The following is a 22,320-nucleotide window of genomic DNA, read 5'->3' as shown; positions in this document are numbered from 1 at the left end:
CAGCGAGGAGAAGGCATGAGCTTCGAGGAACTGCTCGATCTCGCTTCGCGGGCGGTCGGCGGCAGTGTCGTCGCCGCCAACGACGAGTTCTTCGCCGAGCGCGACAACCTGGTCAACCCGTGGGCGCCGACCTTCACCCCGCGTACCTTCGGCGCGAAGGGCCAGGTGTACGACGGCTGGGAGACCCGCCGCCGCCGCGAACCCGGCCACGACCACGCCGTGATCCGGCTCGGCGCGCCCGGCCACGTGCACGGCGTCGTCGTCGACACCGCGTTCTTCACCGGCAACTACCCGCCCGAGGCGACCGTCGAGGGCTGCCGGGTCACCGGCTACCCCTCGCCCGCCGAGCTGGCCGACGCGGACTGGTTCCCGCTGGTCGAGCGCTCGCCGCTGCACGGCGACACCCGCAACCGCTTCCCGGTCGACGCCGGGCGGATGGTCACCCACGTCCGGCTGACCATCCACCCCGACGGCGGCGTGGCCCGGCTGCGGGTGCACGGCACGCCCGCCCCCGACCCGCGCCTGCTGCCCGACACCGTCGACCTGGCCGCCGCCGAGCTGGGCGGCCGCGTCGTCGACTGCAGCGACCGCTTCTACGGCTCGCCCGGCAACCTGCTGCTGCCCGGCCTGGCGGCCGTCATGGGCGACGGCTGGGAGACCCGGCGGCGGCGCGACGCCGGCAACGACTGGGTCGAGGTGCGGCTGGCCGCGCCCGGCGTGCTCCAGCTGGCCGAGCTGGACACCTCGCACTTCAAGGGCAACGCCCCCGGCTGGGCCGCGCTGACCGGCAGTGGCGGCGAACCGCTGCTGCCGCGCACCCGGCTGCAGCCCGACACCCGGCACCGGTTCCGGCTCACGCACGAGTGGCCGGTCCACGGGGCTCGCCTGGACATCTACCCCGACGGCGGTATGGCCCGGCTGCGCCTGTACGGCAGCCTGACGGCCGCCGCCCGGGACGAGCTCGCCGCACCGTGGACGGATCAGGAGGCTGGGGGAGGCTGAGAGACATGGCGATCGGGGGTTTGCTGCTCGCGGCGGGGGCCGGGCGGCGGTACGGGATGCCCAAGGCACTGGCCGTGGTGCCGGGCGACGGGGAGCTGATGGTGCGACACGCGCTGCGGACGCTGCGCGACGGCGACTGCGATCCGATCGTGGTCGTGCTCGGCGCGGGAGCCGGGCGCGCCCCGGCGCTGCCCGGCGCGCACGTGGTGATCAACAAGGAGTGGCGGACCGGCATGGGCTCGTCCCTGCGGGCCGGTTTGGCGGCGCTGCCGCCGCAGGTGGACGCTGTAGTGGTGCTGCTGGTGGACACACCGGGGATCACTCCGGAGGCGGTGCGCCGGGTCGGGGCGGGCGCGGGCCCGGCCACACTGCGCGTCGCCACGTACGGCGGGGACGGCGGGCATCCGGTGCTGCTCGGCCGCGACCACTGGGCCGGAGCGGCGGCGCTCGCCGTGGGCGACGTCGGGGCCCGGCCCTACCTCGCCAAGCACGACGTGGAGACGGTGCCCTGCGACGACGTCTCCGACGGCGCGGACCTGGACGTCCCCCATGCGTGACGTGCTCGACGACCTGCTGCGGGCCTGGGACTCCGGTGGCGTGTCCGGCGTGGCGACCGTGGTGCGCACCTGGCAGTCCGCGCCGCGGCGGCCCGGCGCGTCGATGCTCGTCGCGCCGGGCGGGGAGGCCGTCGGCAGCGTCTCCGGCGGGTGCGTCGAGGGGGCCGTGTACGAGCTGGCCACCGAGGTCGCCGCCGACCCCGGGGCGCGGCCGCTGCTGCAGCGCTACGGCGTCAGCGACGACGACGCGTACGCCATCGGGCTGACCTGCGGCGGCATCATCGAGGTGTTCGTCGAGCAGGTGTCACGTGAGACGTTCCCGCAGCTCGGCGAGGTCGTGGCGGCGGTCCGGGCGGGCCGCCCGGTGGCCGTGGCGACGTGCGTCGCACCGGCCGACTCGCCGCGCTTCGGCCGGCGGCTGGTCGTCGAGGAGGGCGGCACCGCGGGCACCTTCGGCTCCGCGCGCCTGGACGCGGCGGTCGCCGACGACGCCCGCGGGCTGCTGGCCGCCGGGCGCACCGGGATGCTGCACTACGGCCCCGACGGCGAGCGCCGCGGCGACGACCTGGCGGTGTTCGTCAACGCGTACGCCCCGCCCGCCCGCATGATCGTGTTCGGGGCGATCGACTTCGCCGCCGCGGTGGCCCGCATCGGCTCGTTCCTGGGCTACCACGTGACGGTCTGCGACGCCCGCGCCGTGTTCGCCACCGCGAAGCGCTTCCCGTCCGCCGACGAAGTCGTCGTCGAGTGGCCGCACCGCTACCTGGAGGGCGAGGTCGCCGCGGGGCGCGTCGACGGGCGCACGGTGCTGTGCGTGCTCACCCACGACCCGAAGTTCGACGTGCCGCTGCTGGAGCTGGCCCTGCGGCTGCCCGTGGCGTACGTCGGCGCGATGGGCTCCCGCCGTACCCACGACGACCGGCTGGCCCGCCTGCGCGAGGAGGGCCTGACCGACGCCGAACTGGGCCGCCTGCGCTCGCCGATCGGCCTGGACCTGGGCGCGCGCACCCCCGAGGAGACCGCGGTCAGCATCGCCGCCGAGATCGTCGCCCTGCGCTGGGGCGGCACCGGCGCGGTCCTGTCCGGCGCGGCCGGCCCCATCCACCGCGCGAGCCCGCTGGGCCACTGACCGCCGGCACCGCCGCCGCGCGGGCGCGACAGCCCGACCTGTCGGCCCCCGTCCGCAGGAGAGAGCGCGCGGCGCGCCTGTCCAGGGTGACTGGTGAGGGACGGCGATCCGTCAGGTGGCCCGGTGCGCGTCGAGGTAGGCCTGCACCACGTCGACGCGTGGGCGGCCGCGTTCGTTGACCCCGATGCCGTTGCTGCGCGCCCAGGCCCGCACCTCGGCCGCGCTGGGCAGCGCGAACCGCTCCTCCGCCGGCTCAGGCGTCGGCGCTCGCTCGGACGAGACGGGAGCAGGCCGGGGGACCGGCGGGGGGAGCTCGGCGAGGTCGCCGGTCAGCAGCGGGGACGACCACCGGTGCCGCACCATCGCCTCGTACGCGGGCAGCAGGGCCTGCGCGAAGTCCACGCCGGCCCCGACGGTGACGCCGACCGGGCCGAGGCGCTGCAGCAGCCGGGTCATCGCGGTCGGGTCGGCCGGCGGCGGCTCGGGCAGCGGCCCGGCGGTCCAGAAGCCGCGCAGCTCGTCTTCGCCGCCGTCGTCACCCACGCCGCCCGCCTGCCCGGCGCGGTGCGCCCGCAGCGCGTCGAGCAGCTCGGCGCGGGGCATGCCGCGCCAGTGCAGGATGACGAACGGGTCCTCGTCGAACAGCTCGGCCAGCAGGTAGCACACCGCCGCCGCGTGCTTGCACGGGTTGCCCCAGTCCGGGCACGAGCACTCCAGGTCCAACTGCCGCATGGCCGGGAACAGCGCCAGGCCCAGCGGCTCCAGCACCTGTTCGACGTCCTCCGGCATCCGCCCGTCCAGCAACTCGGCGGTGTACCCGGCCCGCTCGGCCAGCGCGCCGACGGCCCGCCGCCAGTCGGCCGGGGTGAACGGCGCCGTGGCCACGGTGACCGTGTACGGCTCCCGCCGCGAGCCCTGCACCTGCGCCGCCACCTCGCCGGGCGCGATGGTCATCGCGAGCACCTGGCCGGAGCGCGCGTACGACTTGCCCCGGCTGAGCCGGCTCGCGGTCTCCGGCGACTCGATGGCCTTCAGGAAGCGCCGCGACCACCAGGTGGTCGCGATGTCGCCGCGCCGGCTGCGCGCCCGGATGCCGTCGGCGGGCAGCCGCGGCTTCGCGGTGGGGAAGCCGTGCCCCCAGGTGTCCTCGTCGTGACGTGCCATGCCCGCTCCTACTCGACGACCGCGTCGCGGTTCAGCGAGACGAGGTCGCGCAGCGCGTCGGTGGACAGCTCGGTCAGCCACGCCTCGCCGCTGCCGACGGTCGCCTCGGCGAGGGCCTTCTTCTGCTCCAGCACCGCGTCGATGCGCTCCTCCAGGGTCCCGGCGCACATCAGCTTGCGCACCTGCACGTCGCGCCGCTGCCCGATGCGGAACGCCCGGTCGGTGGCCTGGTTCTCGACGGCCGGGTTCCACCAGCGGTCGACGTGGATGACGTGGTTGGCCGCGGTCAGGTTCAGCCCGACCCCACCGGCCTTGAGTGACAGCACGAACAGCCCCGGGCCGCCCTCGCCCTGGAACGCGGCGACCATGCCGTCGCGGGTCTTCCGGTCGACCGTACCGTGCAGGAACGGCACCGGCTGGCCGAAGACCGCCGACAGGTGCTCGGACAGCATCCCGCCGAACTCCGCGAACTGCGTGAACAGCAGCGCCTTCTCGCCCGCGGCGAGCACCTCCTCGCAGATCTCCTCGACCCGGGCCACCTTGCCCGACCGCCCGGCGATCCGCGAGCCGTCCTTCAGCAGCTGGGCGGGGTGGTTGCAGACCTGCTTCAGCTTCGTCAGCGTGGCCAGGATCAGGCCCCGGCGGTCGATGCCGTCGGCCTGCTCGACCTGGATCATCATGTCGTCGAGCACCGCCTGGTAGAGCGAGGCCTGCTCGCGGGTCAGATTGCAGGCCACCGTCATCTCGATCTTGTCGGGCAGGTCGGAGATGATGCTCGGGTCGGTCTTGACCCGGCGCAGCATGAACGCCCCGGTCACCTTGCGCAGCCGCGCGGCCGCCTGCTCGTCGCCGTCGCGCTCGATCGGCACCGCGAAGCGCCGCTTGAACGACTCCGCGCTGCCCAGCAGCCCGGGGCTGGCGAACTCCATGATCGAGTGCAGGTCGGCGAGCCGGTTCTCGACCGGGGTGCCGGTCAGCGCGATCCGGCGCGGGGCGGGCAGCGCCCGGATCGCCCGCGACTGCTTGGCCGCCGCGTTCTTGATCGCCTGCGCCTCGTCCACCACGATGCGCCGCCAGCCGACTTCGGCCAGCTCCTGCTGGTCCCGCAGCGCCAGGCTGTACGTGGTCAGTACCAGGTCCACGCCCGCGACCGCCTCCCGGAACTGCTCGCCGGTCAGCCGCTCCGCGCCGTGGTGCACGTGCACGGCCAGCTTCGGCGCGAACTTCGCCGCCTCCCGCTGCCAGTTCGCGACCAGCGACATCGGGCAGACCAGCAGCGTCGGGCCCAGCCCTGCCGCCTGCCGGCGTTCGTTCTCCAGCAGCGCCAGCACCTGGATGGTCTTGCCCAGGCCCATGTCGTCGGCCAGCACCGCGCCCGAGCCGAGCGCGTCCATGAACGACAGCCAGCCCAGCCCGCGTTCCTGGTAGGGGCGCAACCGCGCGCCGAACCCCTCCGGCGTCGGCAGCGCCTGGAAGCTCCCGGCCGGGCCGCCGGCCAGCAGCTCGCCGAGCCAGCCCGTGGCGGCCACGCCGACCATCGGCAGCCCGGTGTCGGCGCCCTCGCCGAGCAGGCCCGCACGCAGCACCTCGCGGGCGGTCATCTGGCGCCGCCCGGACCTGCCGAGCTGCTTGAGTCCGGCGGCCAGCCGTGCCTGGTCCACCTCGACCCACTGGCCCCGGACCCGGACCAGCGGCGACTTCGCCTCGGCCAGCGCCGCCAGCTCCTGCTCGGTGAGCACCTCGTCGCCGAGGGCCACCTGCCAGGCGTACTCGACGAGCTGGTCCAGGCCGAGCTGGGACTCCTTGGCGACGATGCCGGGCTGCGGCGGCGTCTGCGCGCTCAGGCGCAGCCCGAGCCGGGGCCGCAGGCCGCTCCACCAGGCGGGCAGCAGCACGCCGACGCCGGCGGCGGTCAGCGCGGCGGCGTGCCGGCGCAGGAAGATCAGCGCGTCCTCGCCGTCCAGCGCCATGCCGACCGGCGCGGCCTGCCGCAGCACCCGCGCCAGCGGCGGGTAGTACTGCGCCGCCCGGCCGAGCCCGGCCAGCAGCGCGGCCTGCGGGTCGACCCCGGCCTCGGCGAACAGCAGCGCGTTGCCGTCCAGCCGCCACACCTCGTCCGCCCCGGCGACCAGCGACGGGTCCTCGTGCGACTGCAGCAGCAGCTCCAGCCGCCAGATGCCGCCTTCGTCGGCCTGCTCGGCCGCGACGCCCGGCCGGATCGCGGGCCCCGGCTCGGCGGTCGGGTCAGCCTGCTCTGCCAGGTCGTCGGGCTCGGCGGTGTCGCCAGGGGCGACCAGGCGCAGGCAGGTGCGCACCAGCCCGCCGGTCCGGGCCCGGCCACCGGCCCGCCACGCGTCCAGGGCCTCCGACAGGCGGTTGGCCTCGTACGGGTTGAGCTGCTCGGGGTCGATCACGTTCACGGTGGAGGTGAGCGCCCTGAGCACCTGCTCGGCGGCCAGTGTCTGGCGGGTGACCCGGCCCCGGCGCTCGCCGAGCAGGGCTGCGCCCTGCCCTGCCACCACCTCGTTGGCCAGCGCGTCCACCATCGAGTCGAGCGCCGCGTCGAACACCGCGTCGGCGGGCGCGAGGGCGACCTCGTCGTCGTACAGCCAGCACCGGAACGCGGGCGGCATCGCCGCCAGCAGCGGGATGCGTACGGCCGCGACCTGCAGCGACGACGCCGCCCGCCAGTCGGCGAACCAGTACTCGTCCTCTTCCTCCCAGCTCAGTGCCGGCGTGACCAGCCCGCTGCCGACCAGGTGGGCGGCGGTGCGGGCCAGCGCGGTCGCGAAGCGCACGGTCGCCCCGCCGACCGGGGCGAGGCCGGGCAGCAGCCGTAACGCCGCCGCTGCGTCCACCCGCAGCGTGGGCACGAGGAACGGGGCCAGCCGGTCGGGCTCCGCGCCCGCGCCGAGCTCCGCCGACGGCGTCGGCCGGTTGTGCTGTGCGGGCAGGGCGAGGACCGACCAGCCGGTGTACTCGGCGACGTCGCCTGCCGCGCCCAGCGCCTTGCCCAGGTCTTCGGAGGCCACCGCGAACGGATGCAACCCCGGCCCGCGGGTCCGGCGACGCCCCCGCTGCGTGGGAAGGGTGGCTTGCAGGTTCGCGTCCTCGGCCCAGAACTCCCAGCTGCCGTCACCGCTGTACACGCAGTGCGCGACCAACACGCGTACCTCCGGGTTCGGGAACGGGCAGACCGCCGCCGATCCTCTCACGCCCACGGCCGCCGCCCGCCGCACCACCGCCACCAGCCGCAACCCCGGTCGGGATCCCGACCGGGGCTACGATGACCGGATGTCGATCGACGTGGCGGACGCGCCCGAACGCGAACGGTTCGAGGCCCGTGACAGCGCGGAGCAGACGGTGGCCGGGTTCATGACGTACCAGCTCACCGGCAAGGTCATCGTGTTCACCCACACCGAGGTGGCCCCGGCGTACGAGGGCCAGGGAGTGGGCGGCAAGCTGGCCCGCACCGTGATGGACGACTCCCGGGCCAAGGGCCGCACCGTGGTGCCGATCTGCCCGTTCCTGGCCGGCTGGCTGGAAAAGCACCCCGAATACGCCGACATCACCGCCCACGGCACCCGCCGAGTCAAATGAGGAGTGGGTGAGCGTCAGATCGGGGGCCACGGGATGGCGTGGCGGTCCTCGGGGGGCTGGGGGAGCCGGCCGTCGGCGACGAGCTGCTTGATGCGGGTGCCGACGGCGTCGACCTCCGCCGTGGTCAGCAGGTCGTCGAGCACGCCCGGATCGAACGCGCGCAGCGCCGCGGCGACCTCCGGTGGCACCGCCCGGCCCGCGAACCCCCACAGCACGGTGCGCAGCTTGTCCTCGGTGTGGAAGCAGATGCCGTGGTCGACGCCGTACAACCGCTGATCCGGGGTGGCCAGCACGTGACCGCCCTTGCGGTCCGCGTTGTTGATCACAGCGTCGAAGGCGGCCAGCCGGGCCAGCCGCGGGTCGTCGGCATGCGCCAGCAGGTACGGCCGCCCGTCCTCGTCCTGCGCGGCGGCGATCGGCAGCCAGCCCTGCGGCAGCTCGTCGGCGGGCACGAAGTCCACCGGCGGCTCGACCGTCTCGTCCAGCCACAGCTGGCACGAGCCCGGCCCGAGCGGCCCGTCCCGCATGACCGTCGGCGGCACCAGGTCCCACCCCAGTGACTCGCTCACCGCGTACGCGGCGACCTCGCGGGCGGCCAGCGTGCCGTGTGGGAAGTCCCACAGCGGGCGCTCGCCGCGCACCGGCTTGTACACCGCCCGCACCGACCGCCCCCCACCGGACAGGATCACCCGCAGCGTGGTGTTGGACGCCTCGACCAGCCGGCCTTCGATCTCCATCTCGGCGTCGCGCAGCAGCCTGCCGAGCTCGGTTCGGCCCTCGCCGGACCGGGCCTGCCGGCCGGGGCCGTGGGACACGCTCTGCTCACCGGCGCTGCCGGTGTGCGTCTGGTCGCCGGTGGGAGGGATGACGGACCTCACCTTCGGATGGGACTGCGTGCTATCCGGGTGACGCTACTCCGTCACCGGACGTTCTCACCTGCGGTGATAGCCGTTGTGCCGGGGGCACAGGTGCCCGGCCGGGTCCAGCGGCTGCCCGCACAGCGGGCACGGCGGCCGGCCCGCGGCCACCACCCGCTTGGCGCGGTCGATGAACTGCCGCACCTCCGCCGGGGTCAGCCGCACCCGCAGCCGGTCGAGATCGTCGGAGATCTCCGGCGTCGCGTCCTCGTCTTCGTCCTCGTCGTCGGCCGTCTCGGTCTCGGCGTCGAACTCGGCCTCCTCGGCCGCGATCGCCTCGATGATGACCGTGCTGGTCTCGACGTCGAAGGCCAGCCCCAGCGTGCCGACGCGGAACTCCTCGTCCACGGGGGTGTCCAGCGGCTCGTTGTCGGCAGGCCCCTCGGCCGCCGCGGGCAGTTCCGCCCCGAACCGCTGGTGCGCCTCGGCGAGCAGCTCTTCGAGCTTCTCCGCCAGCAGCGCGACCTGCATCTTCTCCAGAGCCACGCTGACCAGGCGGCCGCCGCCGCGAGCCTGCAGATAGAAAGTGCGCTCGCCCGGCGGACCCACCGTACCGGCGACGAACCGCTCGGGCGGTTCGAATGCGTACACCTGATGGGTCATACCTGCGACCCTAGCGTCACGCCCGCGCAAGCGGGTAACCGCGCAAGGGGAGATCCGCTCTCGGCATAAAGCTGGTTAGGCTGGCGCCATGGAAACGTGGTCCGGTCTTGACGTCCCGCGCCTGCCCGGCGCCGGGCAGCCGCTGGCGCTGTTCGACTCCGCTCGCCAGGGCGCCTTCCCGAGCCGCCCGGTGGGCGGTCACGCGACGATGTACGTCTGCGGCATCACGCCGTACGACGCGACCCATCTGGGCCACGCCGCGACCATGATCACATTTGACCTGGTGAACCGGATGTGGCGCGACGCCGGGCACGACGTCGTCTACGTCCAGAACGTCACCGACATCGACGACCCGCTGCTGGAGCGGGCCGCCCGCGACGGGGAGGACTGGAAGGTCCTCGCCATGCGCGAGACCGCCCTGTTCCGCGAGGACATGGAGGCCCTGCGGATCATCCCGCCGAGCCACTACATCGGCGCGGTCGAGTCGATCCCCGTCATCGCCGAGCGGGTCGTCGACCTGCTCGACCGCGGCGCGGCGTACCGGCTGGAGGACGGCACCGGCGACGTCTACTTCGACATCACGTCCGCGCCCCGGTTCGGGTACGAGTCGAACCTGTCCCGCGAGCAGATGCTGGCCTTCTTCGCCGAGCGCGGCGGCGACCCCGAGCGCGCCGGCAAGCGCGACGCGCTCGACCCGCTGCTGTGGCGCGGCCGCCGCGACGGCGAGCCGTCCTGGCCCGGTGGCGTGCTCGGCGCGGGCCGCCCCGGCTGGCACATCGAGTGCGCCGTCATCGCCCTGGAGCTGCTCGGCGAGACCATCGACGTGCAGGGCGGCGGCAACGACCTGCTGTTCCCGCACCACGAGTGCAGCGCCGCGCACGCCGAGGTGCTCACCGGCAAGGCCCCGTTCGCGGCGCACTACGTGCACGCCGGCATGATCGGCCTGGACGGCGAGAAGATGAGCAAGTCCCGCGGCAACCTGGTCTTCGTGTCCCGCCTGCGCTCGGACAAGGTCGACCCGATGGCCGTACGCCTGGCCCTGCTCGGCGACCACTACCGGGCCGACCGCCAGTGGACCGACGAGGTCTTCGCCACCGCCGCCCACCGCCTGCGCCGCTGGCGCCAGGCCGCCAAGTCCCCCACCGCCCCCTCAGGAGCCGAACTCCTCGCCGGCGTACGCGCCAAACTCGCCGAGGACCTCGACACCCCCGGCGCCCTGGCCCTCATCGACGCCTGGGCCGACGACACCCTCGCCGGCGTCGGCACCGACCGCCACGCCCCCACCCTCATGACCGAAACCCTCGACGCCCTCCTCGGCCTCAAGCTCTAACCCAACCCCGCCCCACGCCCCACCGCCGCTCGCCGCGGCGATCTTGCGCGAACTGTGGGTACGACACGCTCGTACCGGGCAAAAGGGCAACAGTTCGCGCAAGATCGTCGTGATCATGTGGGGTCGGCGCGGGTCGGCTCAGCGCGGTTAGGCGCGAGTGGGGGTTTGGCGCGGGGCGGGTTAGGCGCGGGGGCGGGGCTGCGGGCGGGGGCGTACGGCGGCGCGGGACGGCCGCTGCGGGGGCGCCTGGCGGGGGCGCGCCTGACGGGTCGGCTGGCCGGCTTGGCGGCGCAGGGTCAGGGCGACGTGGCCCAGGCGGGCTGCCAGGGCGAAGACGCCCACGGTCAGTGCGCCGAGCAGCAGCACGCCCGTGCTGGGCACGCCGTCGGCGATGCCGACGATCAGCACCCCGAGCAGGGCGAGTCCGATCACGAGGACGACCAGTGCGCCGAGCAGAGCCACCAGCGCCTGGGGGGACCGCGGAACCGCGCCGTCCGGCGGGTTCTCGGCACCTCGCTGTGCTCCGTCGGAGGATCGGCGAAGGGTCATGGGACCATCCTTGCGGCGAACGCGCGGGTGCGCAGGCGAAAAGGTGTCGGGCACCCGACAACCCGCAGATTAGCCCAGGACAAGGCCAGGATCGGGATCTCCGTCCAGGTCGGCGTCCGGGCGTGGCGTGGGCACCCGGTATTCCTCCGTCAGTGTCGTCATCGGCCCCGGCCACGTCGCCTGCGCCACCTCGATCACCTTGTGCTCGCCGTCGTACGCGACGTGCAGCAGGTGCAGCACCGGCGTGTCCGGCCGGATCTGCAGCGTCTCGGCCTCCTCGCGGGTGGGCAGCCGGGCGCTGATCGTGTCGGTCGCGGTGACGTAACGGCGGCCGGTGACCTCCTCGACCTCCTGGTAGAGCGGCCGGCCGAAGGACTCCAGGCGCTCCAGCGAGGTGCCCGCCGTGTCCTGCGGGCGCAGCCAGGCCGCGCCGACCTCGACCACGGCGTCCTGCGTACGCACCAGATGGCGGCGCACCACCAGCAGCGTCGAGTCCGGCACGCCGAACGCGTCCGCGACCTCCGCCGGCGGGACCGACCGGGTCACCTCGGTGAGCTGCTGGCGGTAACGGGCCGCCAGGTCGGCGTGGTAGCCGCGCTGCGCGCCGTAACGGCCCCGGGACAGCCGGTTGAGCCGCCGCCGGGTGCCCCGCACGTACGTGCCGGAGCCCGGCTTGGTGATGAGCAGCCCCTCGACGCGCAGCTGATCGATGGTGCGCTGCACGGTCTGCTTCGCGACGCCGAACAGCTGCGCCAGCGCCGGGATGGAGGGCAGCTGCTCCCCGGCTGCCCAGTCGCCTCGTCTGATCTTCGCGCGCAGCTGGGCGGCGATCTGCCGGTGCGGGTGCTCCGCCGCGCCCGGATTGATCCCGCCGATGCCCGTCTCGGTCATGAGGCGATCATGCCGCACAAATGTCCGAATACCTAGCGACCTAGGAAGCCCAACACAACGCGCCGCCCCCCACACCGCCGGCAACCTCCCCGCCGCAACTCTTAAAGACTTGCGGCCTCCGGGCACGCCGCAGGGCGCAACTCGTTAAGAGTTGCGCCACGGGGTGGGGCGGGGCGGGGCGGGGCGGTGGGTGGCGGGTTACCAGGTGCCGTGGGTGGGGCCGGGGGAGCCGCCGCGGCGGCGGAGGTACTTCTCGAACTCGACGGCGATCTCGTCGCCGGACAGCGGCTTGGCCACGTCGCCGGCCCGCTCCTCCAGGTCGCGGAGGTACTCGGCCAGTTCGGCGTCCTGGGCGGCCGCGGCGCGGACCCGGTCCTCCCATTCGGCGGACTCCTCGGCCAGGTCCAGCATCGGCACCGGCAGGTCGAGGACCTCCTCGATGCGGTGCAGCAGGGCCAGCGTCGCCTTCGGGCACGGCGGGTTGTTCGCGTAGTGCGGCACGTGCACCCAGAACGACATCGCGTCGAGTTCGGCGCGGGACGCGCTGTCCTGGAGCACCCCGACGATGCCCGTCGGTCCCTCGTACCGCGTGGGGGTGAGCTGGATCTTCTCCTCGCCGGCGTGCTTGCCGGTCACCGTGCCGCTGATCGGCAGCGGCCGGCTGTAGGGCACGTCAGCCAGCAGCGCGCCCAGCAGCACGATCTTCTCGATGGCCAGGCTGTGGCAGATCTCCAGGATCTCGTTGCAGAACGTGCGCCAGCGCAGGCTCGGCTCGATGCCGCGGATCAGGACCACGTCGTGCTGCGCCCCGGGCGGCGAGGCGACCATGAACTTGGTGCTCGGCCACTCGATGCGCCGCGTGTCGTCGACCAGGGTGATCAGCGGCCGGTTCACCTGGAAGTCGTAGAACTCCTCCGGGTCCACCGACGCCACCTCGCGCGCGTCCCATACCTGCTCGAGGTGCTCGACCACGGCAGTGGACGCGTCAGCGGCGTCGTTCCACCCCTCGAAGGCGGCGATGGCGACGGGGGAACGCAGGACAGGAAGGCCGTCGAACTCGGTCACGCCTGTCAGCCTACGGCGCTGCGCCGGATCGTCCAGGCGGGTCGGGTCCGCAAGCGTGTCGCACAAGGCGGTACGCAGGGCCCGGCGCGCGGTCCTGTGGCGGGGGACACGCATGATTCACCCCGGAGGAACGCGAACCGGGGAGGTTCCGAGTGGCCGAGGAACTGGGCGATCGGGTTTGGGCTCCGGGCAGCGCCCCCGTGGACCGGGAGACGACCGCCGCCGCCGTGCTGGGGTGGCTCATCGTGCCCGGACTGTTGCTGCTGCTGGCGGTGACGGGCGCGCGTGGCATCGGCCCCGCCTGGCGCGCCCACCAGGGGTCCGGCACGTCCGGGGTGTTCACGGTGGTCAGCTGTCCGCAGAAGGGCGGGTGCCCGATCGGGACCTGGACCTCCGACGACGGGCTCCGGAAACTGTCCGGCGTGCACCTGCACGACGGCCCGGGCGGGAAGACCCGCCCCGGTGCGGTGTTCCGGGCCCTGGACACCGGCGACCCGGACGGGGTCTACGTGGCCCACGGCGACGCGTACCAGTTCGCCGCCTTCGAGCTGGGGCTGGGCGCGGCCGGCCTGGTGCTCTGGCTGGTGCTGGTGCTGGTGCTGGCCCGCCGGACGAGGCGGGGACGGTGAGTCACGGCTCGGGCCGTGCCCTGGACGGTCAGTCCGGTGCGCCGTCGCCCGGCGTGCTCAGTTCCGCGAGCCGCTGCAGGGTGCGTTTGAAGGCCAGGTAGTCCTCGTGCCCGATGGCGCCGGCCAGCCGCTGCTCGACAGCGGCCATCGCCTCGTCGCCGGCTTTCATCGCGGCCAGGCCGGTGGCGGTGGGCACGACGAGTTTGGCGCGGCGGTCGGCCGGGTCGGGTTCGCGGGTGACCAGGCCCAGCGCCTCCAGCTCGTCGACGAGCGTGCCGATGACCTGTTTGTGCTGCCCGGACAGCTCGGCTAGTTCGGTCGCGCGGTTGCCCTGCTCGTCCAGATAGGCCATGACGGCGCCGTGCCGGGGCTTGGTCCGCGCGTGGCTGTCGGCCAGCTGCCGCTGCACGGCGAACAGCAACCGCGCGGTCAGCGCACCGAGGTCGGGGTTATTCCGCTTCTGCTCACTGCGACGCATGAATTTAATCACCAAACTTGATAGTCACTAATGCTGACTATCACTAGTACTGTCTTCCGCGTCAGCATCCCACGGAAAGGATCCGCCATGACCATCCTGGTCGCCGGTGCCAACGGAACCGTCTCCAGCGCCCTCATCGCCGCCCTCACCGCCGACGCGTCGGCCGACGTACGGGCCCTGGTCCGCGACCCGGCCAAAGCGCCGGCCGGCGTGGAGGTCGCGGTCGGAGACCTCGAACAGCCGCACACCCTCGCCGAGGCGTTCGCCGGCGTCGACACGTTGTGGCTGCTCACCGCCATGGGTCCGACCGCGCCGCACGCGAGTTCCAACGCGGTCTGGGCCGCGCGGCATGCCGGGGTCAAGCACATCGTGCGGCTGTCGGCCATCGGGGCCGCACCCGACGCGCCGACCCGCAACGGCCGCCTGCATGCGCTGTCCGACGCCGAACTGCAGGCCTCCGGCATCGGCTGGACCGTCATCCGGCCCGCGTTCTTCCAGCAGAACCTGCTCGGCTCGGTGCACGGCGGCACCCTGTACGGGGCCACCGGCGAGGGGCGGCTGAGCCCCATCGACGTACGCGACATCGCGGCGTTCGGCGCACGGGTCCTGGCCGAGCCGTCCGGTCATGCGGGCCGGATCTACACCATCACCGGGCCGGAGAGCCTGTCCATGCGCGACGTGGCGGCCCGGCTGGGCCTGGACTACCAGGCCGTGCCCGGAGCCGACGTGGTGGCCGGCATGCGAACGGCCGGTCTGTCCGCGTGGATGGCGGAGGTCACCGGGGAGTACCTGACGGCGTACGCCGCGAACTGGGGTGACCTGGTCACCCCGGACTTCGCGCAGGTCACCGGTCGCCCGGCCGGTGACGTCGTTAGGTTCGGCCGCGACCATGGTCTGGTCGGGTGATGTCTGTCCGACGTGCCGCAGGTCGATGCGACTCGTGGCACGTCGCCATCTCGGCAGGGGCCTCCGCAGACCTTTGGAAACCCTGCGCTCACTGATGTTCTCGGCCAGGAGCGCGACCGTCTGGGCTCGTCGCACGATGCGAACGTCGGGGTGGCTGCCGGTCGAGGTTGTCAAGACGGCGGGCTTGGAACATGGCGCTCGCCGCGCCTGACGCCCAGGTGTGCTATGTGGGACACCGGCACCGATGACCGATGTCCCGACAAAGGAGGCAACGCATGGACCAGATCGAGCAGGCGTACATGGCGTACTGCGAGTTGAAGGCGGTGGCCCTGGACGCGGCCGACGGCGACAGCAACGACGACGAGATCGAGGCGTTGACTGACGCGCTCGACCAGGCAGGCTTGCTGATCGAGCTGTACCGCGAGCTGACCGGGGAGGCGAAATGAGGAAGGCGAAGCTCACCGCAGGTTGGCCAGCATGCCGGGCACCAGCGCGAGCGGGGATCTCATCACCGTACGACGCTTCACGCTGTCGATCTCCCATGCCTCGTGCAGCGTGCCACCGGGCACCGAGCAGCGCGTCGAGGTCACGCGCTCGGCCTGAGGAGTTCCATGCGTCTACGCGGCCACCGCCGCGCGGCGGAACAGGTCTTCCGGCATCGGCTCGTCGAGCCGCCAGGTGACGGCCATCGGCCGCTCGCCCCGGTGCTCGACGTACTGCGCTGTCCCATGGAACACGTACGGCTCGGGATACCCGTGCTCGGTCGACGTGCTCTCCCGGGTGAACAGCAGCACGTGGCTGCCCTCACTGGCGTGGGCGCGGTAGCGCTGCCCGGTGACGGAGTTCGCGCCGGTGCGGTTCTGCGACTCCCAGTGGAACAACTCAGGGGTCAGCGCATAGTCGCGGTACATCGTCTGCGGTGAGAACTCCTTCTCGTTCTTACGCAGCGTGACCAGCAGCGCGTCGCACTGCGTCGCGGGTGACCAGGCCACCCCCTCGCGCATGTTCTCCGGCACGCGGCCGCCGCCCAGTTCCGCCCAGCCGAGCGCGGCGAGGATCTCCTCGGCGGAGTAGCGCGCGTTGATGGCCAGTGGCACCCGTGACAGCACGTCGGGCAGTGGCTTGGCCAGCCGCCGCGGCCGGTCGACGCCGTACTCGACGATCTGGCGGATCTCGTCGCGCAGGTGCGGCTCGCCGCGCAGCTGCGCCAACCCGTCGTCGTAGGCGGCGAAGCCGCCGCCGTCACGCCATACGGAGAAGATGAGCATTCTGGCGTATGCCTGCTCGGCCGGCGACAGGTCCCCGTAGGCAGGCCCGTGCACGGCTACCAGCCGTGCGTATGCCGCTGCCCGGCGTGCGTCGTCGACGTGCAGGAACGCCCGCATCCGCTTGCCGACCTCGGCTTCCAGCGCAGACGGCTGCTGGTCGAGCCGACCGGCCCTGCGCAGCAGCGACGTCCAGGACCGGTTACTGCGGTAGACGTCGGTGATGTCCCGTCCACTGGCCTCCAGGTAGCCGGCAAGCGTCGGCTGGTCGTAGCTGCGGACCTCCTGCGCCAGGACGTTGACCTTGACGCTGAGGTGCTCGCGCAGGCTCCCGAGGAGACGTTCTTTCGCCACCCGGTCCAGCACGACCTGGCAGCCCGGCGGCAGTAGCGGGAAGTCGGACTCGGCCTGGTCCTTCAGCCGGCCGCGGGCGAATCCGGTCAGCGCCTGGAATCGATTCTCCAGCCGGAACTCGGCCCGGTGCAGCCCGACGAAGTCCAGCACGGTCAGCACGGCCTTGTCGGACGTGCGCCGCAGCCCGCGTCCGAGTTGCTGCAGGAAGACGGTGGAGCTCTCGGTCGGGCGCAGCATCAGGATCGTGTTGATGTCGGGGATGTCCAAGCCCTCGTTGAACAGGTCGACCGCGAAAAGGAACTTCACCTCGCCGCTGCGCAGCGCTGCCAGTGCGGCTTTGCGCTGCCCGGCAGGCGTTGACCCGTCGACGGCGCGGGCCGGGATGCCGTGCTTGTCGAAGAACTCCGCCATGTAGTGCGCGTGCGCGACGGAGACGCAGAAGCCCAGGCCGCGTACGTCGTCGAGGTCGCCGACCTTGTCCCGCAGCGCGTTGAAGATCAGCCTGGCCCGCTGCTCGTTGCCGGTGAAAGCTGCCTCCAAACCCTCCTTGTCGTAGACCCCTCGGCTCCAGGCGATGCCGGTGAGATCCGTTTCGTCGTTGACGCCGAAGTAGTGGAACGGGCACAGCAGATCGGCGTGCAGCGCGTCCCAAAGGCGCAGCTCGGAGGCGATGCGCCCGTCGAAGAACTCGTCCTGCACCCACTTGCCGTCGGCCCGCTCAGGCGTGGCGGTGAGCCCGAGCAGCTCCTGCGGTTGCAGGTGATCGAGGATGCGGCGGTAGGTCATGGCCTCCGCGTGGTGGAATTCGTCGATGACCACGACGTCGAAGTGATCCTGTGCCAGGTCGCCGATAGCGCGGTGCAGCGACTGCACCGAAGCGAAGACATGCCGCCACTGTCGGGAGCGCGCCTCGCCGACATGCAATTCGCCGAAGTCGGTTACGGCGAGGACCTGCCGGTACGTGTGCAGTGCCTGGGCGAGGATCTCCTGCCGGTGGGCGACGAACAGCAGGCTCGGCAACCTGCCGAGGCGTTGCTGCAGGTTGCGGTAGTCGAAGGCGGCTGTGACGGTCTTGCCCGTGCCGGTGGCCGCAACCAGCAGGTTGCGGTGCTGGTCGTAGGCGGTCCGTTGCAGGTCGAGGTCTTCGAGCATCTCCCGCTGGTGCGGGAACGGATGCGGGACGAGCGCGGGTACCTGGAACAGCCGCTTGCCGGACGATGTCGATGCGAGTGCCTGGTCGAGCCGGTCGCCGTCCTCAGCCGGGTTGTAGAGCTCGAACTCGGCGCGGTCCCAGTAGGAGTCGAACGTCGCCCGGAACTTGTCCAGCAGGCGGGGCGTGGTGACGGAGGACAGGCGTACGTTCCATTCCAGGCCGTCGAGCAGTGCGGCTTTGGACAGGTTGGAACTGCCCACATACGCAGTGTCGAAGCCGGTCGCGCGGCGCAAGAGCCAGGCCTTGGCGTGCAGCCGCGTGGAGCTCTGCTCGTAGCTGATCTTCACCTGGGCGCCGAAGTCGGTGACGAGGCGATCCAGAGCACGTCGCTCGGTCGCACCCATATACGTCGTGGTGATGACGCGCAGTGGCACGCCGCGCCGTCGCAGATCTTCGAGCCGCCGTTCCAGGATTCGCAGCCCCGACCACTTCACGAATGCGCAGAGCAGGTCGACGTGATCGACGCTGGTCAGTTCTGCGGCCAGTTCGTGGGCGAGGTTCGGGTCCTCGCGCGCGTTGGTCAGCAGCGCGGCCTCGGAGAGCGAGGTCAGCGGCCGGGTGAGCGGGTCGGTGCCAGGCTCGCCGCCCATGATGGAGAGCAGCCGCCGGGGACCGGCCTCGACGAGCGCGGTGTGGTCGAGGCTGCGCAGCAGCTGGTTGGCGAGCTCCACCTGAGCATCGGTGCCACGGACCGCGGCAAGTGCCCGTGCCGAGGCCTCGCCGATGAACCGGCCGAGCAGGTGAGCCACGTCGGCCTCGCTGACGTGGTCGAGGTCGACCACATGACCGGCGGCCTGCCAACGGCTGACCTGCTGTGCGAGGGGCTGGGTCAGCAAGCTGTCGTAGAGCCCGAGGATGGGGGAGTCTGCCACCATGAGATCGTAGAGTCGTCGAAAGGCACGTGCGGGCTGGCCGAGGTCGTACGACAGGTCGAAGTCCCCGGCCGTCATGATGGAACGGTTGCCGGGCCGGCTGGTCCGAGGTGGATCCTCAGACGTCGCCTCCGGGCTCCACGCGCGGCTTCTGTCGCCGGTGACGAGGTCTCCGGGGGCGAAGGCTCAGCCGGTGGCTGCGTGGGCTCGTGCGATCATGTGATCGTCAGGGCCTCTCGGAGTTCCTTGGTGCCAGGCAAGCCTGGCCAGCGGTCTGACAGAGTTCGGTCGAGCGCACGTAGTTCGGTGGTGATGCGCGACGATCCCGTGGAGCGGGCGACATGGGCGCAGCTCAACCCGATGGTGGCAGCCCTCTCGGGGTCGGGGTGTGCGGACTGCAGCACGGCGTTGGCAAGTTTCGCGAGTTGGTGGGCCCGGTCGCGCTGCTGATCGGGGGGAGTCGCGATGATCCTGCGTTCGAGAATCGCGACCGCGGTATCCGCCTGACCGCAGGTGCGATAACCGCTCGCGGACTGCTCCTCCAGTGTGTCCACGTCGTAGCTGCGCAGGTACACCGGAGCGTCGTCGTCGACGTCGTTCGGGTGACCGAGCAGCAGGTCCGCTGCGGAGTCGATCAACCGGCGGAACCGATCGGGTTTAGCGTGTAGCGCCCACCCGCGAGCTTCTTGTTGGGCGGCGAGCGCCGCCAGCTTGGGGCTGATCGGCCCAGGCGTCCGCCTTGCCGCTGAGGCCAGCTCAATCACGTCGACAGCGTCGGCGTCGAGCAGCGCGATGTTGCTCCTGCGCACCAGGAGGTAAGCCGCCAGCTGATGATCGCCGATGGCCTGTGCTCGTTGGCCGGCCTGGTCGGTCCAGCGCATGGCCGCAGCTGTGTTCCCCAGGTCCTGGTACAGCCAGCCCGCGAATTCGGCGTACTGGGCCAATAGTCGTATCGCGGGCTCAGCGGTGCCCGGTCGGCTGCCGTATCGCAGTTTGTCGAGCACAGCGATCTGGGCGAGCACCACTTCGACCAGGTGGCGCGGTCCGAGCACCTTGTCGGCGGTGTAGTGCTGTGCGAGAAGGTCACGAAAGTAATCGAGGACCTGCGAGTCGGTGCGTTGCGGATTGTCGATGGCGCCGCTGACACGTTCAGCCTGGTCGAGGTCGATCAGTCCGCCAGGCAGCAGTGCCCGCAGCGCACCTCCGGCCAAAAGGCCGTTGAACTCACGCCTGGGCAGGTTCACCTTGACCATCCTCCCGCCTGGCGAGCTGACCTCTAACATCACGTTATCGCCAGCGTCCTGGCGCAGCGCGGTTATGAGGCCGGCCACCGAGGCGGCTCCAGCGTTGCCGGGCTCAGGCAGCAGCGACCGGAGCGATGTCAGTAGGCCGCCCGCGTCGAGCGCCTGGTCGAGGGCGGGCACCAGGGCTGCGTCGATGAGGTGTTCACCTCGCTCCACCCGAGAGATCCGGCTGTAGTCGTAGAGGCAGCGTCTGCCGAGTTCGCGCAGGGAGATGCCGGCCTGCTCACGTAGCTGCCGGAGTGCCGCGCCGAACAGTCGGCACAGCGGATCATCGTATCGACCCACGCCGTCGCCCCCATCTGTTGTTGCCGATGTTGCCGCAACAGCGAACCGGTTCACAACAGACCTCAGGCAAAGGAGGCTGAATTCGCAGCGGTTTGTCTCCCAGCTCGCCCTGCCGATTGGCCCCACGACGTACGCGGGCACGCGTGCCCGTCGTGGGGCCTCACGTTGCCCAAGGAGGAATGATGCGCCTGCTGACTGCCGAACAGTTCGCGACATACGCTCGTCGGCAGATCAAGGCCGCAGACGGCATTCTCGCCGACCACGGCAGGTCGTGGGGCAACATGTGTGGCTGCGGTCGGCTTTGGCCCTGCCCGGTCGCCGCGACGTGTGTGCGGATGCGTGAGCACTTCCTGACCAGGTTGGCGCTCGTCGAGGCCACCGTACGCTTGCCGGTGGTGCGCCCCGGTCCCGTTCCGGAGCCTGTCGTCAAGGCGGACGCGCGGTGGTTACCCGTGCGCCCGCCCACTGGCGAGCTAGGAGAGTCGGCATTGGGCTCTGAGCGGACCTTTTCTGGATCAACTTAGAACAGGCCTAAGCCGGGTCTTCCGGTTCCACGGGCGGTTCCGTGGTCGGTGACGGGTTCTCCGGCGAGGGCGGCGGGGAAGGCTCCACCGGCGACAACGTGGGTTCGGCGGTCGTCTCCGTCGGGGACGGCGTCGGCGCATCGGTCGGCACTGGCGGCACCGTGGACGGCGACGGTGGTGGCGCTGAAGGCGACGGGGACGCGGTCATCGTCGTGATCTGGTTGCTCGGCGCGGACGGCAGCCCAGCACCGTTGACCGCGATGATCGCGAACCGGTACGCCTTCCCCGGCGCGAGCCCGGTGACGGTGACGCTCTTGTCGCGGGTCCAGCCGATCGGCTGCCCGTCGCGGACGACGCGGTAGTACGCGACCCCACCGGACCCGCCGTTGACCGGTGCAGACCACGACAGCCAGACGTTGTGCTCGTCGGCGGCGACCGCGATCAGGCGGGTCGGTGCGGACGGCGCGACCGGCCGGGCCGGGGACGGAGCACCGGGCTTGGTGGTCGAGGGTGTCGGCGGGGTCCAGCTGGGCGCGGGAGTCGGCTCCGTGGTGATCATCGGAGAAGGCTGCGGGCTCGCCGACGGTGGTGCGGTCGGCAGGGTGACCGGCTGGCCGCCGTCGCCGGCCATCATGCCCGCCGAGAGCATCGGGGAGGGCAGCCCCTGCGGCGTCGCCGATGCCGGGTCGTCACCGGTGGGCCTGATGACGAAGACCAGCATGACGGTGACGGTGGCCAGCACGGCGACCGCGATCGCGACCAGCACGCGCCGGTCGGGGCCGGGCCGGGCCGGGCGGTCCGTGACGGCGTACGCCGTGGGGGTGGCGGGCTCGGTGGCGAAGGCGTGCCGGGGCGTGCCGGGCTGGGCCGACGGCTGCGCCGGCACGGCCGGGAGGGAGTCGTCGGTGGTGGACGGATCGGGGAGCGCCGCGGCGGCGGCCGCGTAGCCCGGCACCGCGTCGACGGCGGCGCGGGCGGCCAGCCAGTACGAGGTGGCGAGCTCCAGGTGGATCTTCAGTTTCTGGATGCCGCTGAAGCCGACGACGGTGGGCAGGACGATCTGCTCCCAGGCGTCGACGGGCAGGTCGAGGCCGTACTGCAGCGCGTGCCAGGTGTCGGCGAACTCTTGCGCGCCGAGCTGCATCGCGTCGATGCGGTAGTCGTGCACGGCGGCGTCGAACTGGTCGAGCAGCTGCTGGTGCACCTTGGCGGCGGGTCGGCCCGCGGTGATGTCGGTGAGCAGCTGCCCTAACTGGACGACCAGTTTGCGCGCTTGTGCTGCCTGCCCGGGATCTGGCTGTGCCACCGGCGTCTCCCCCTGATCGGTGCCGCGGCAGGGTGCCCGGCCGGAAACAGCGCTGAGCCGGTCAGGGGCCCGCGGCACCAACATAGGTGACGATTCATCGGAAAGGAAATTTTCGTGTCGTGAACGAACCTCATGACCCAGCAGTTGGCGGCGAACGGTTTGTAGGACAGTACAAACGGCTTAGGGGTCGGGCGGGCCGATGTCGGACCATGCGCCAATTCCTCTGTGGCGGCCGTGCCGGTTGACTCCAAGCATGCCGACCTCGTCGTCCGCATCCGGCGCCGCGCGACGGGCCTGGTGGTGCTGATCCCCGCGGGCACCGGCGAACCGCTAGCAGGACGGAGATCGCACCATGTCAGACGTCATCCGCGCCGCCC

Annotated in this window: 20 protein-coding genes; 8 read left to right on the top strand and 12 right to left on the bottom strand. The window is 72.0% G+C overall.

The features are described 5' to 3' along the window. The first annotated feature begins 15 nt into the window (after positions 1-15). From alc to Cco03nite_RS18635, 3 genes are read left to right on the top strand one after another with little or no spacing between them, the layout of a single operon-like run. Positions 16-1,002 carry an allantoicase gene (alc, locus tag Cco03nite_RS18645; protein ID WP_203693403.1) on the top strand — a complete coding sequence of 329 codons (987 nt, stop codon included), beginning with the start codon at positions 16-18 and terminating at the stop codon, positions 1,000-1,002. 5 nt (positions 1,003-1,007) lie between these two features. Further along, positions 1,008-1,559 (top strand): nucleotidyltransferase family protein, encoded by a 552-nt coding sequence (locus Cco03nite_RS18640; RefSeq protein ID WP_203693402.1) that lies wholly within the window; start codon positions 1,008-1,010, stop codon positions 1,557-1,559. Then, on the top strand, positions 1,552-2,688 hold the full coding sequence (locus tag Cco03nite_RS18635) for an XdhC family protein (RefSeq protein ID WP_203693401.1): 1,137 nt from the start codon (positions 1,552-1,554) through the stop codon (positions 2,686-2,688). The genes Cco03nite_RS18640 and Cco03nite_RS18635 overlap by 8 nt, the downstream gene beginning before the upstream one ends. 111 nt (positions 2,689-2,799) lie before the next feature. Here Cco03nite_RS18635 and Cco03nite_RS18630 read toward each other — a convergent pair whose 3' ends face one another. Together Cco03nite_RS18630 and Cco03nite_RS18625 are read right to left on the bottom strand one after the other, a co-directional pair. Continuing rightward, the gene (locus Cco03nite_RS18630; protein WP_203693400.1) at positions 2,800-3,852 is read right to left on the bottom strand and encodes an Lsr2 family DNA-binding protein; all 1,053 of its coding nucleotides are present in this window, start codon (positions 3,850-3,852) and stop codon (positions 2,800-2,802) included. An 8-nt stretch (positions 3,853-3,860) separates the two neighbouring features. Continuing rightward, the gene (locus tag Cco03nite_RS18625) at positions 3,861-7,001 is read right to left on the bottom strand and encodes an SNF2-related protein (protein WP_373314271.1); all 3,141 of its coding nucleotides are present in this window, start codon (positions 6,999-7,001) and stop codon (positions 3,861-3,863) included. Between the two features lie 145 nt (positions 7,002-7,146). Between Cco03nite_RS18625 and Cco03nite_RS18620 the strand changes: the two genes are divergently transcribed. Continuing rightward, complete coding sequence (locus tag Cco03nite_RS18620; protein WP_203693399.1) at positions 7,147-7,452, top strand: GNAT family N-acetyltransferase; 306 nt, start codon at positions 7,147-7,149, stop codon at positions 7,450-7,452. A gap of 14 nt (positions 7,453-7,466) precedes the next feature. Here Cco03nite_RS18620 and Cco03nite_RS18615 read toward each other — a convergent pair whose 3' ends face one another. Then, positions 7,467-8,189 (bottom strand): SCO1664 family protein, encoded by a 723-nt coding sequence (locus Cco03nite_RS18615; protein WP_203693472.1) that lies wholly within the window; start codon positions 8,187-8,189, stop codon positions 7,467-7,469. 195 nt (positions 8,190-8,384) lie between these two features. Then, positions 8,385-8,972, bottom strand: a complete 588-nt coding sequence (locus Cco03nite_RS18610) for a DUF3090 family protein (RefSeq protein ID WP_120315659.1) — start codon at positions 8,970-8,972, stop codon at positions 8,385-8,387. Between the two features lie 88 nt (positions 8,973-9,060). Between Cco03nite_RS18610 and mshC the strand changes: the two genes are divergently transcribed. Further along, complete coding sequence (gene mshC / locus Cco03nite_RS18605) at positions 9,061-10,302, top strand: cysteine--1-D-myo-inosityl 2-amino-2-deoxy-alpha-D-glucopyranoside ligase (RefSeq protein WP_203693398.1); 1,242 nt, start codon at positions 9,061-9,063, stop codon at positions 10,300-10,302. A 180-nt stretch (positions 10,303-10,482) separates the two neighbouring features. Here the strand turns inward: mshC and Cco03nite_RS18600 are convergent, their stop codons facing one another. The 3 genes from Cco03nite_RS18600 to Cco03nite_RS18590 all read right to left on the bottom strand — a co-directional run bounded on the left by Cco03nite_RS18600 (position 10,483) and on the right by Cco03nite_RS18590 (position 12,807). After that, complete coding sequence (locus tag Cco03nite_RS18600) at positions 10,483-10,851, bottom strand: hypothetical protein (protein ID WP_203693397.1); 369 nt, start codon at positions 10,849-10,851, stop codon at positions 10,483-10,485. A 69-nt stretch (positions 10,852-10,920) separates the two neighbouring features. Further along, positions 10,921-11,742 (bottom strand): GntR family transcriptional regulator, encoded by an 822-nt coding sequence (locus Cco03nite_RS18595; RefSeq protein WP_203693396.1) that lies wholly within the window; start codon positions 11,740-11,742, stop codon positions 10,921-10,923. Between the two features lie 198 nt (positions 11,743-11,940). Next, positions 11,941-12,807 (bottom strand): PAC2 family protein, encoded by an 867-nt coding sequence (locus Cco03nite_RS18590; protein WP_203693395.1) that lies wholly within the window; start codon positions 12,805-12,807, stop codon positions 11,941-11,943. Between the two features lie 152 nt (positions 12,808-12,959). On the opposite strand from Cco03nite_RS18590, the gene Cco03nite_RS18585 reads away from it, so the two are divergent. Beyond that, on the top strand, positions 12,960-13,436 hold the full coding sequence (locus Cco03nite_RS18585) for a hypothetical protein (protein ID WP_203693394.1): 477 nt from the start codon (positions 12,960-12,962) through the stop codon (positions 13,434-13,436). A gap of 28 nt (positions 13,437-13,464) precedes the next feature. Here Cco03nite_RS18585 and Cco03nite_RS18580 read toward each other — a convergent pair whose 3' ends face one another. Then, positions 13,465-13,914 (bottom strand): MarR family winged helix-turn-helix transcriptional regulator, encoded by a 450-nt coding sequence (locus tag Cco03nite_RS18580; RefSeq protein WP_203693393.1) that lies wholly within the window; start codon positions 13,912-13,914, stop codon positions 13,465-13,467. A gap of 87 nt (positions 13,915-14,001) precedes the next feature. Between Cco03nite_RS18580 and Cco03nite_RS18575 the strand changes: the two genes are divergently transcribed. Together Cco03nite_RS18575 and Cco03nite_RS18570 are read left to right on the top strand one after the other, a co-directional pair. Further along, positions 14,002-14,820, top strand: a complete 819-nt coding sequence (locus tag Cco03nite_RS18575; RefSeq protein ID WP_203693392.1) for an SDR family oxidoreductase — start codon at positions 14,002-14,004, stop codon at positions 14,818-14,820. Positions 14,821-15,095: 275 nt separating this feature from the next. Continuing rightward, positions 15,096-15,266 carry a hypothetical protein gene (locus tag Cco03nite_RS18570; protein ID WP_203693391.1) on the top strand — a complete coding sequence of 57 codons (171 nt, stop codon included), beginning with the start codon at positions 15,096-15,098 and terminating at the stop codon, positions 15,264-15,266. Between the two features lie 12 nt (positions 15,267-15,278). Here Cco03nite_RS18570 and Cco03nite_RS42900 read toward each other — a convergent pair whose 3' ends face one another. The 4 genes from Cco03nite_RS42900 to Cco03nite_RS42895 form a co-directional block, all read right to left on the bottom strand. After that, positions 15,279-15,410, bottom strand: a complete 132-nt coding sequence (locus tag Cco03nite_RS42900; protein WP_275412053.1) for a hypothetical protein — start codon at positions 15,408-15,410, stop codon at positions 15,279-15,281. A gap of 27 nt (positions 15,411-15,437) precedes the next feature. Continuing rightward, positions 15,438-18,524 carry a DUF3427 domain-containing protein gene (locus Cco03nite_RS18565; RefSeq protein ID WP_239167479.1) on the bottom strand — a complete coding sequence of 1,029 codons (3,087 nt, stop codon included), beginning with the start codon at positions 18,522-18,524 and terminating at the stop codon, positions 15,438-15,440. 215 nt (positions 18,525-18,739) lie between these two features. Beyond that, on the bottom strand, positions 18,740-20,113 hold the full coding sequence (locus tag Cco03nite_RS18560) for a helix-turn-helix domain-containing protein (RefSeq protein WP_203693390.1): 1,374 nt from the start codon (positions 20,111-20,113) through the stop codon (positions 18,740-18,742). 531 nt (positions 20,114-20,644) lie between these two features. Beyond that, positions 20,645-21,943 (bottom strand): fibronectin type III domain-containing protein, encoded by a 1,299-nt coding sequence (locus tag Cco03nite_RS42895; RefSeq protein WP_203693389.1) that lies wholly within the window; start codon positions 21,941-21,943, stop codon positions 20,645-20,647. Positions 21,944-22,320: the final 377 nt, after the last annotated feature.

The organism is Catellatospora coxensis (genome assembly GCF_016862635.1).
GTDB lineage: Bacteria > Actinomycetota > Actinomycetes > Mycobacteriales > Micromonosporaceae > Catellatospora > Catellatospora coxensis.
Note: the sequence above shows the minus strand (reverse complement) of the source record. Positions and strands in the feature narration are given on the sequence as shown.

Excerpts from the sequence above, each read along its gene's own strand:
- mshC (WP_203693398.1), top strand. The coding sequence starts at position 9,061 with ATGGAAACGTGGTCCGGTCTTGACGTCCCGCGCCTGCCCGGCGCCGGG.
- Cco03nite_RS18570 (WP_203693391.1), top strand. The coding sequence starts at position 15,096 with ATGGACCAGATCGAGCAGGCGTACATGGCGTACTGCGAGTTGAAGGCG.
- Cco03nite_RS18630 (WP_203693400.1), bottom strand. The coding sequence starts at position 3,852 with ATGGCACGTCACGACGAGGACACCTGGGGGCACGGCTTCCCCACCGCG.
- Cco03nite_RS18610 (WP_120315659.1), bottom strand. The coding sequence starts at position 8,972 with ATGACCCATCAGGTGTACGCATTCGAACCGCCCGAGCGGTTCGTCGCC.
- Cco03nite_RS18615 (WP_203693472.1), bottom strand. The coding sequence starts at position 8,189 with ATGGAGATCGAAGGCCGGCTGGTCGAGGCGTCCAACACCACGCTGCGG.
- Cco03nite_RS18600 (WP_203693397.1), bottom strand. The coding sequence starts at position 10,851 with ATGACCCTTCGCCGATCCTCCGACGGAGCACAGCGAGGTGCCGAGAAC.
- Cco03nite_RS18595 (WP_203693396.1), bottom strand. The coding sequence starts at position 11,742 with ATGACCGAGACGGGCATCGGCGGGATCAATCCGGGCGCGGCGGAGCAC.
- Cco03nite_RS18640 (WP_203693402.1), top strand. The coding sequence starts at position 1,008 with ATGGCGATCGGGGGTTTGCTGCTCGCGGCGGGGGCCGGGCGGCGGTAC.
- Cco03nite_RS18635 (WP_203693401.1), top strand. The coding sequence starts at position 1,552 with ATGCGTGACGTGCTCGACGACCTGCTGCGGGCCTGGGACTCCGGTGGC.
- Cco03nite_RS18620 (WP_203693399.1), top strand. The coding sequence starts at position 7,147 with ATGTCGATCGACGTGGCGGACGCGCCCGAACGCGAACGGTTCGAGGCC.
- alc (WP_203693403.1), top strand. The coding sequence starts at position 16 with ATGAGCTTCGAGGAACTGCTCGATCTCGCTTCGCGGGCGGTCGGCGGC.
- Cco03nite_RS18580 (WP_203693393.1), bottom strand. The coding sequence starts at position 13,914 with ATGCGTCGCAGTGAGCAGAAGCGGAATAACCCCGACCTCGGTGCGCTG.
- Cco03nite_RS18575 (WP_203693392.1), top strand. The coding sequence starts at position 14,002 with ATGACCATCCTGGTCGCCGGTGCCAACGGAACCGTCTCCAGCGCCCTC.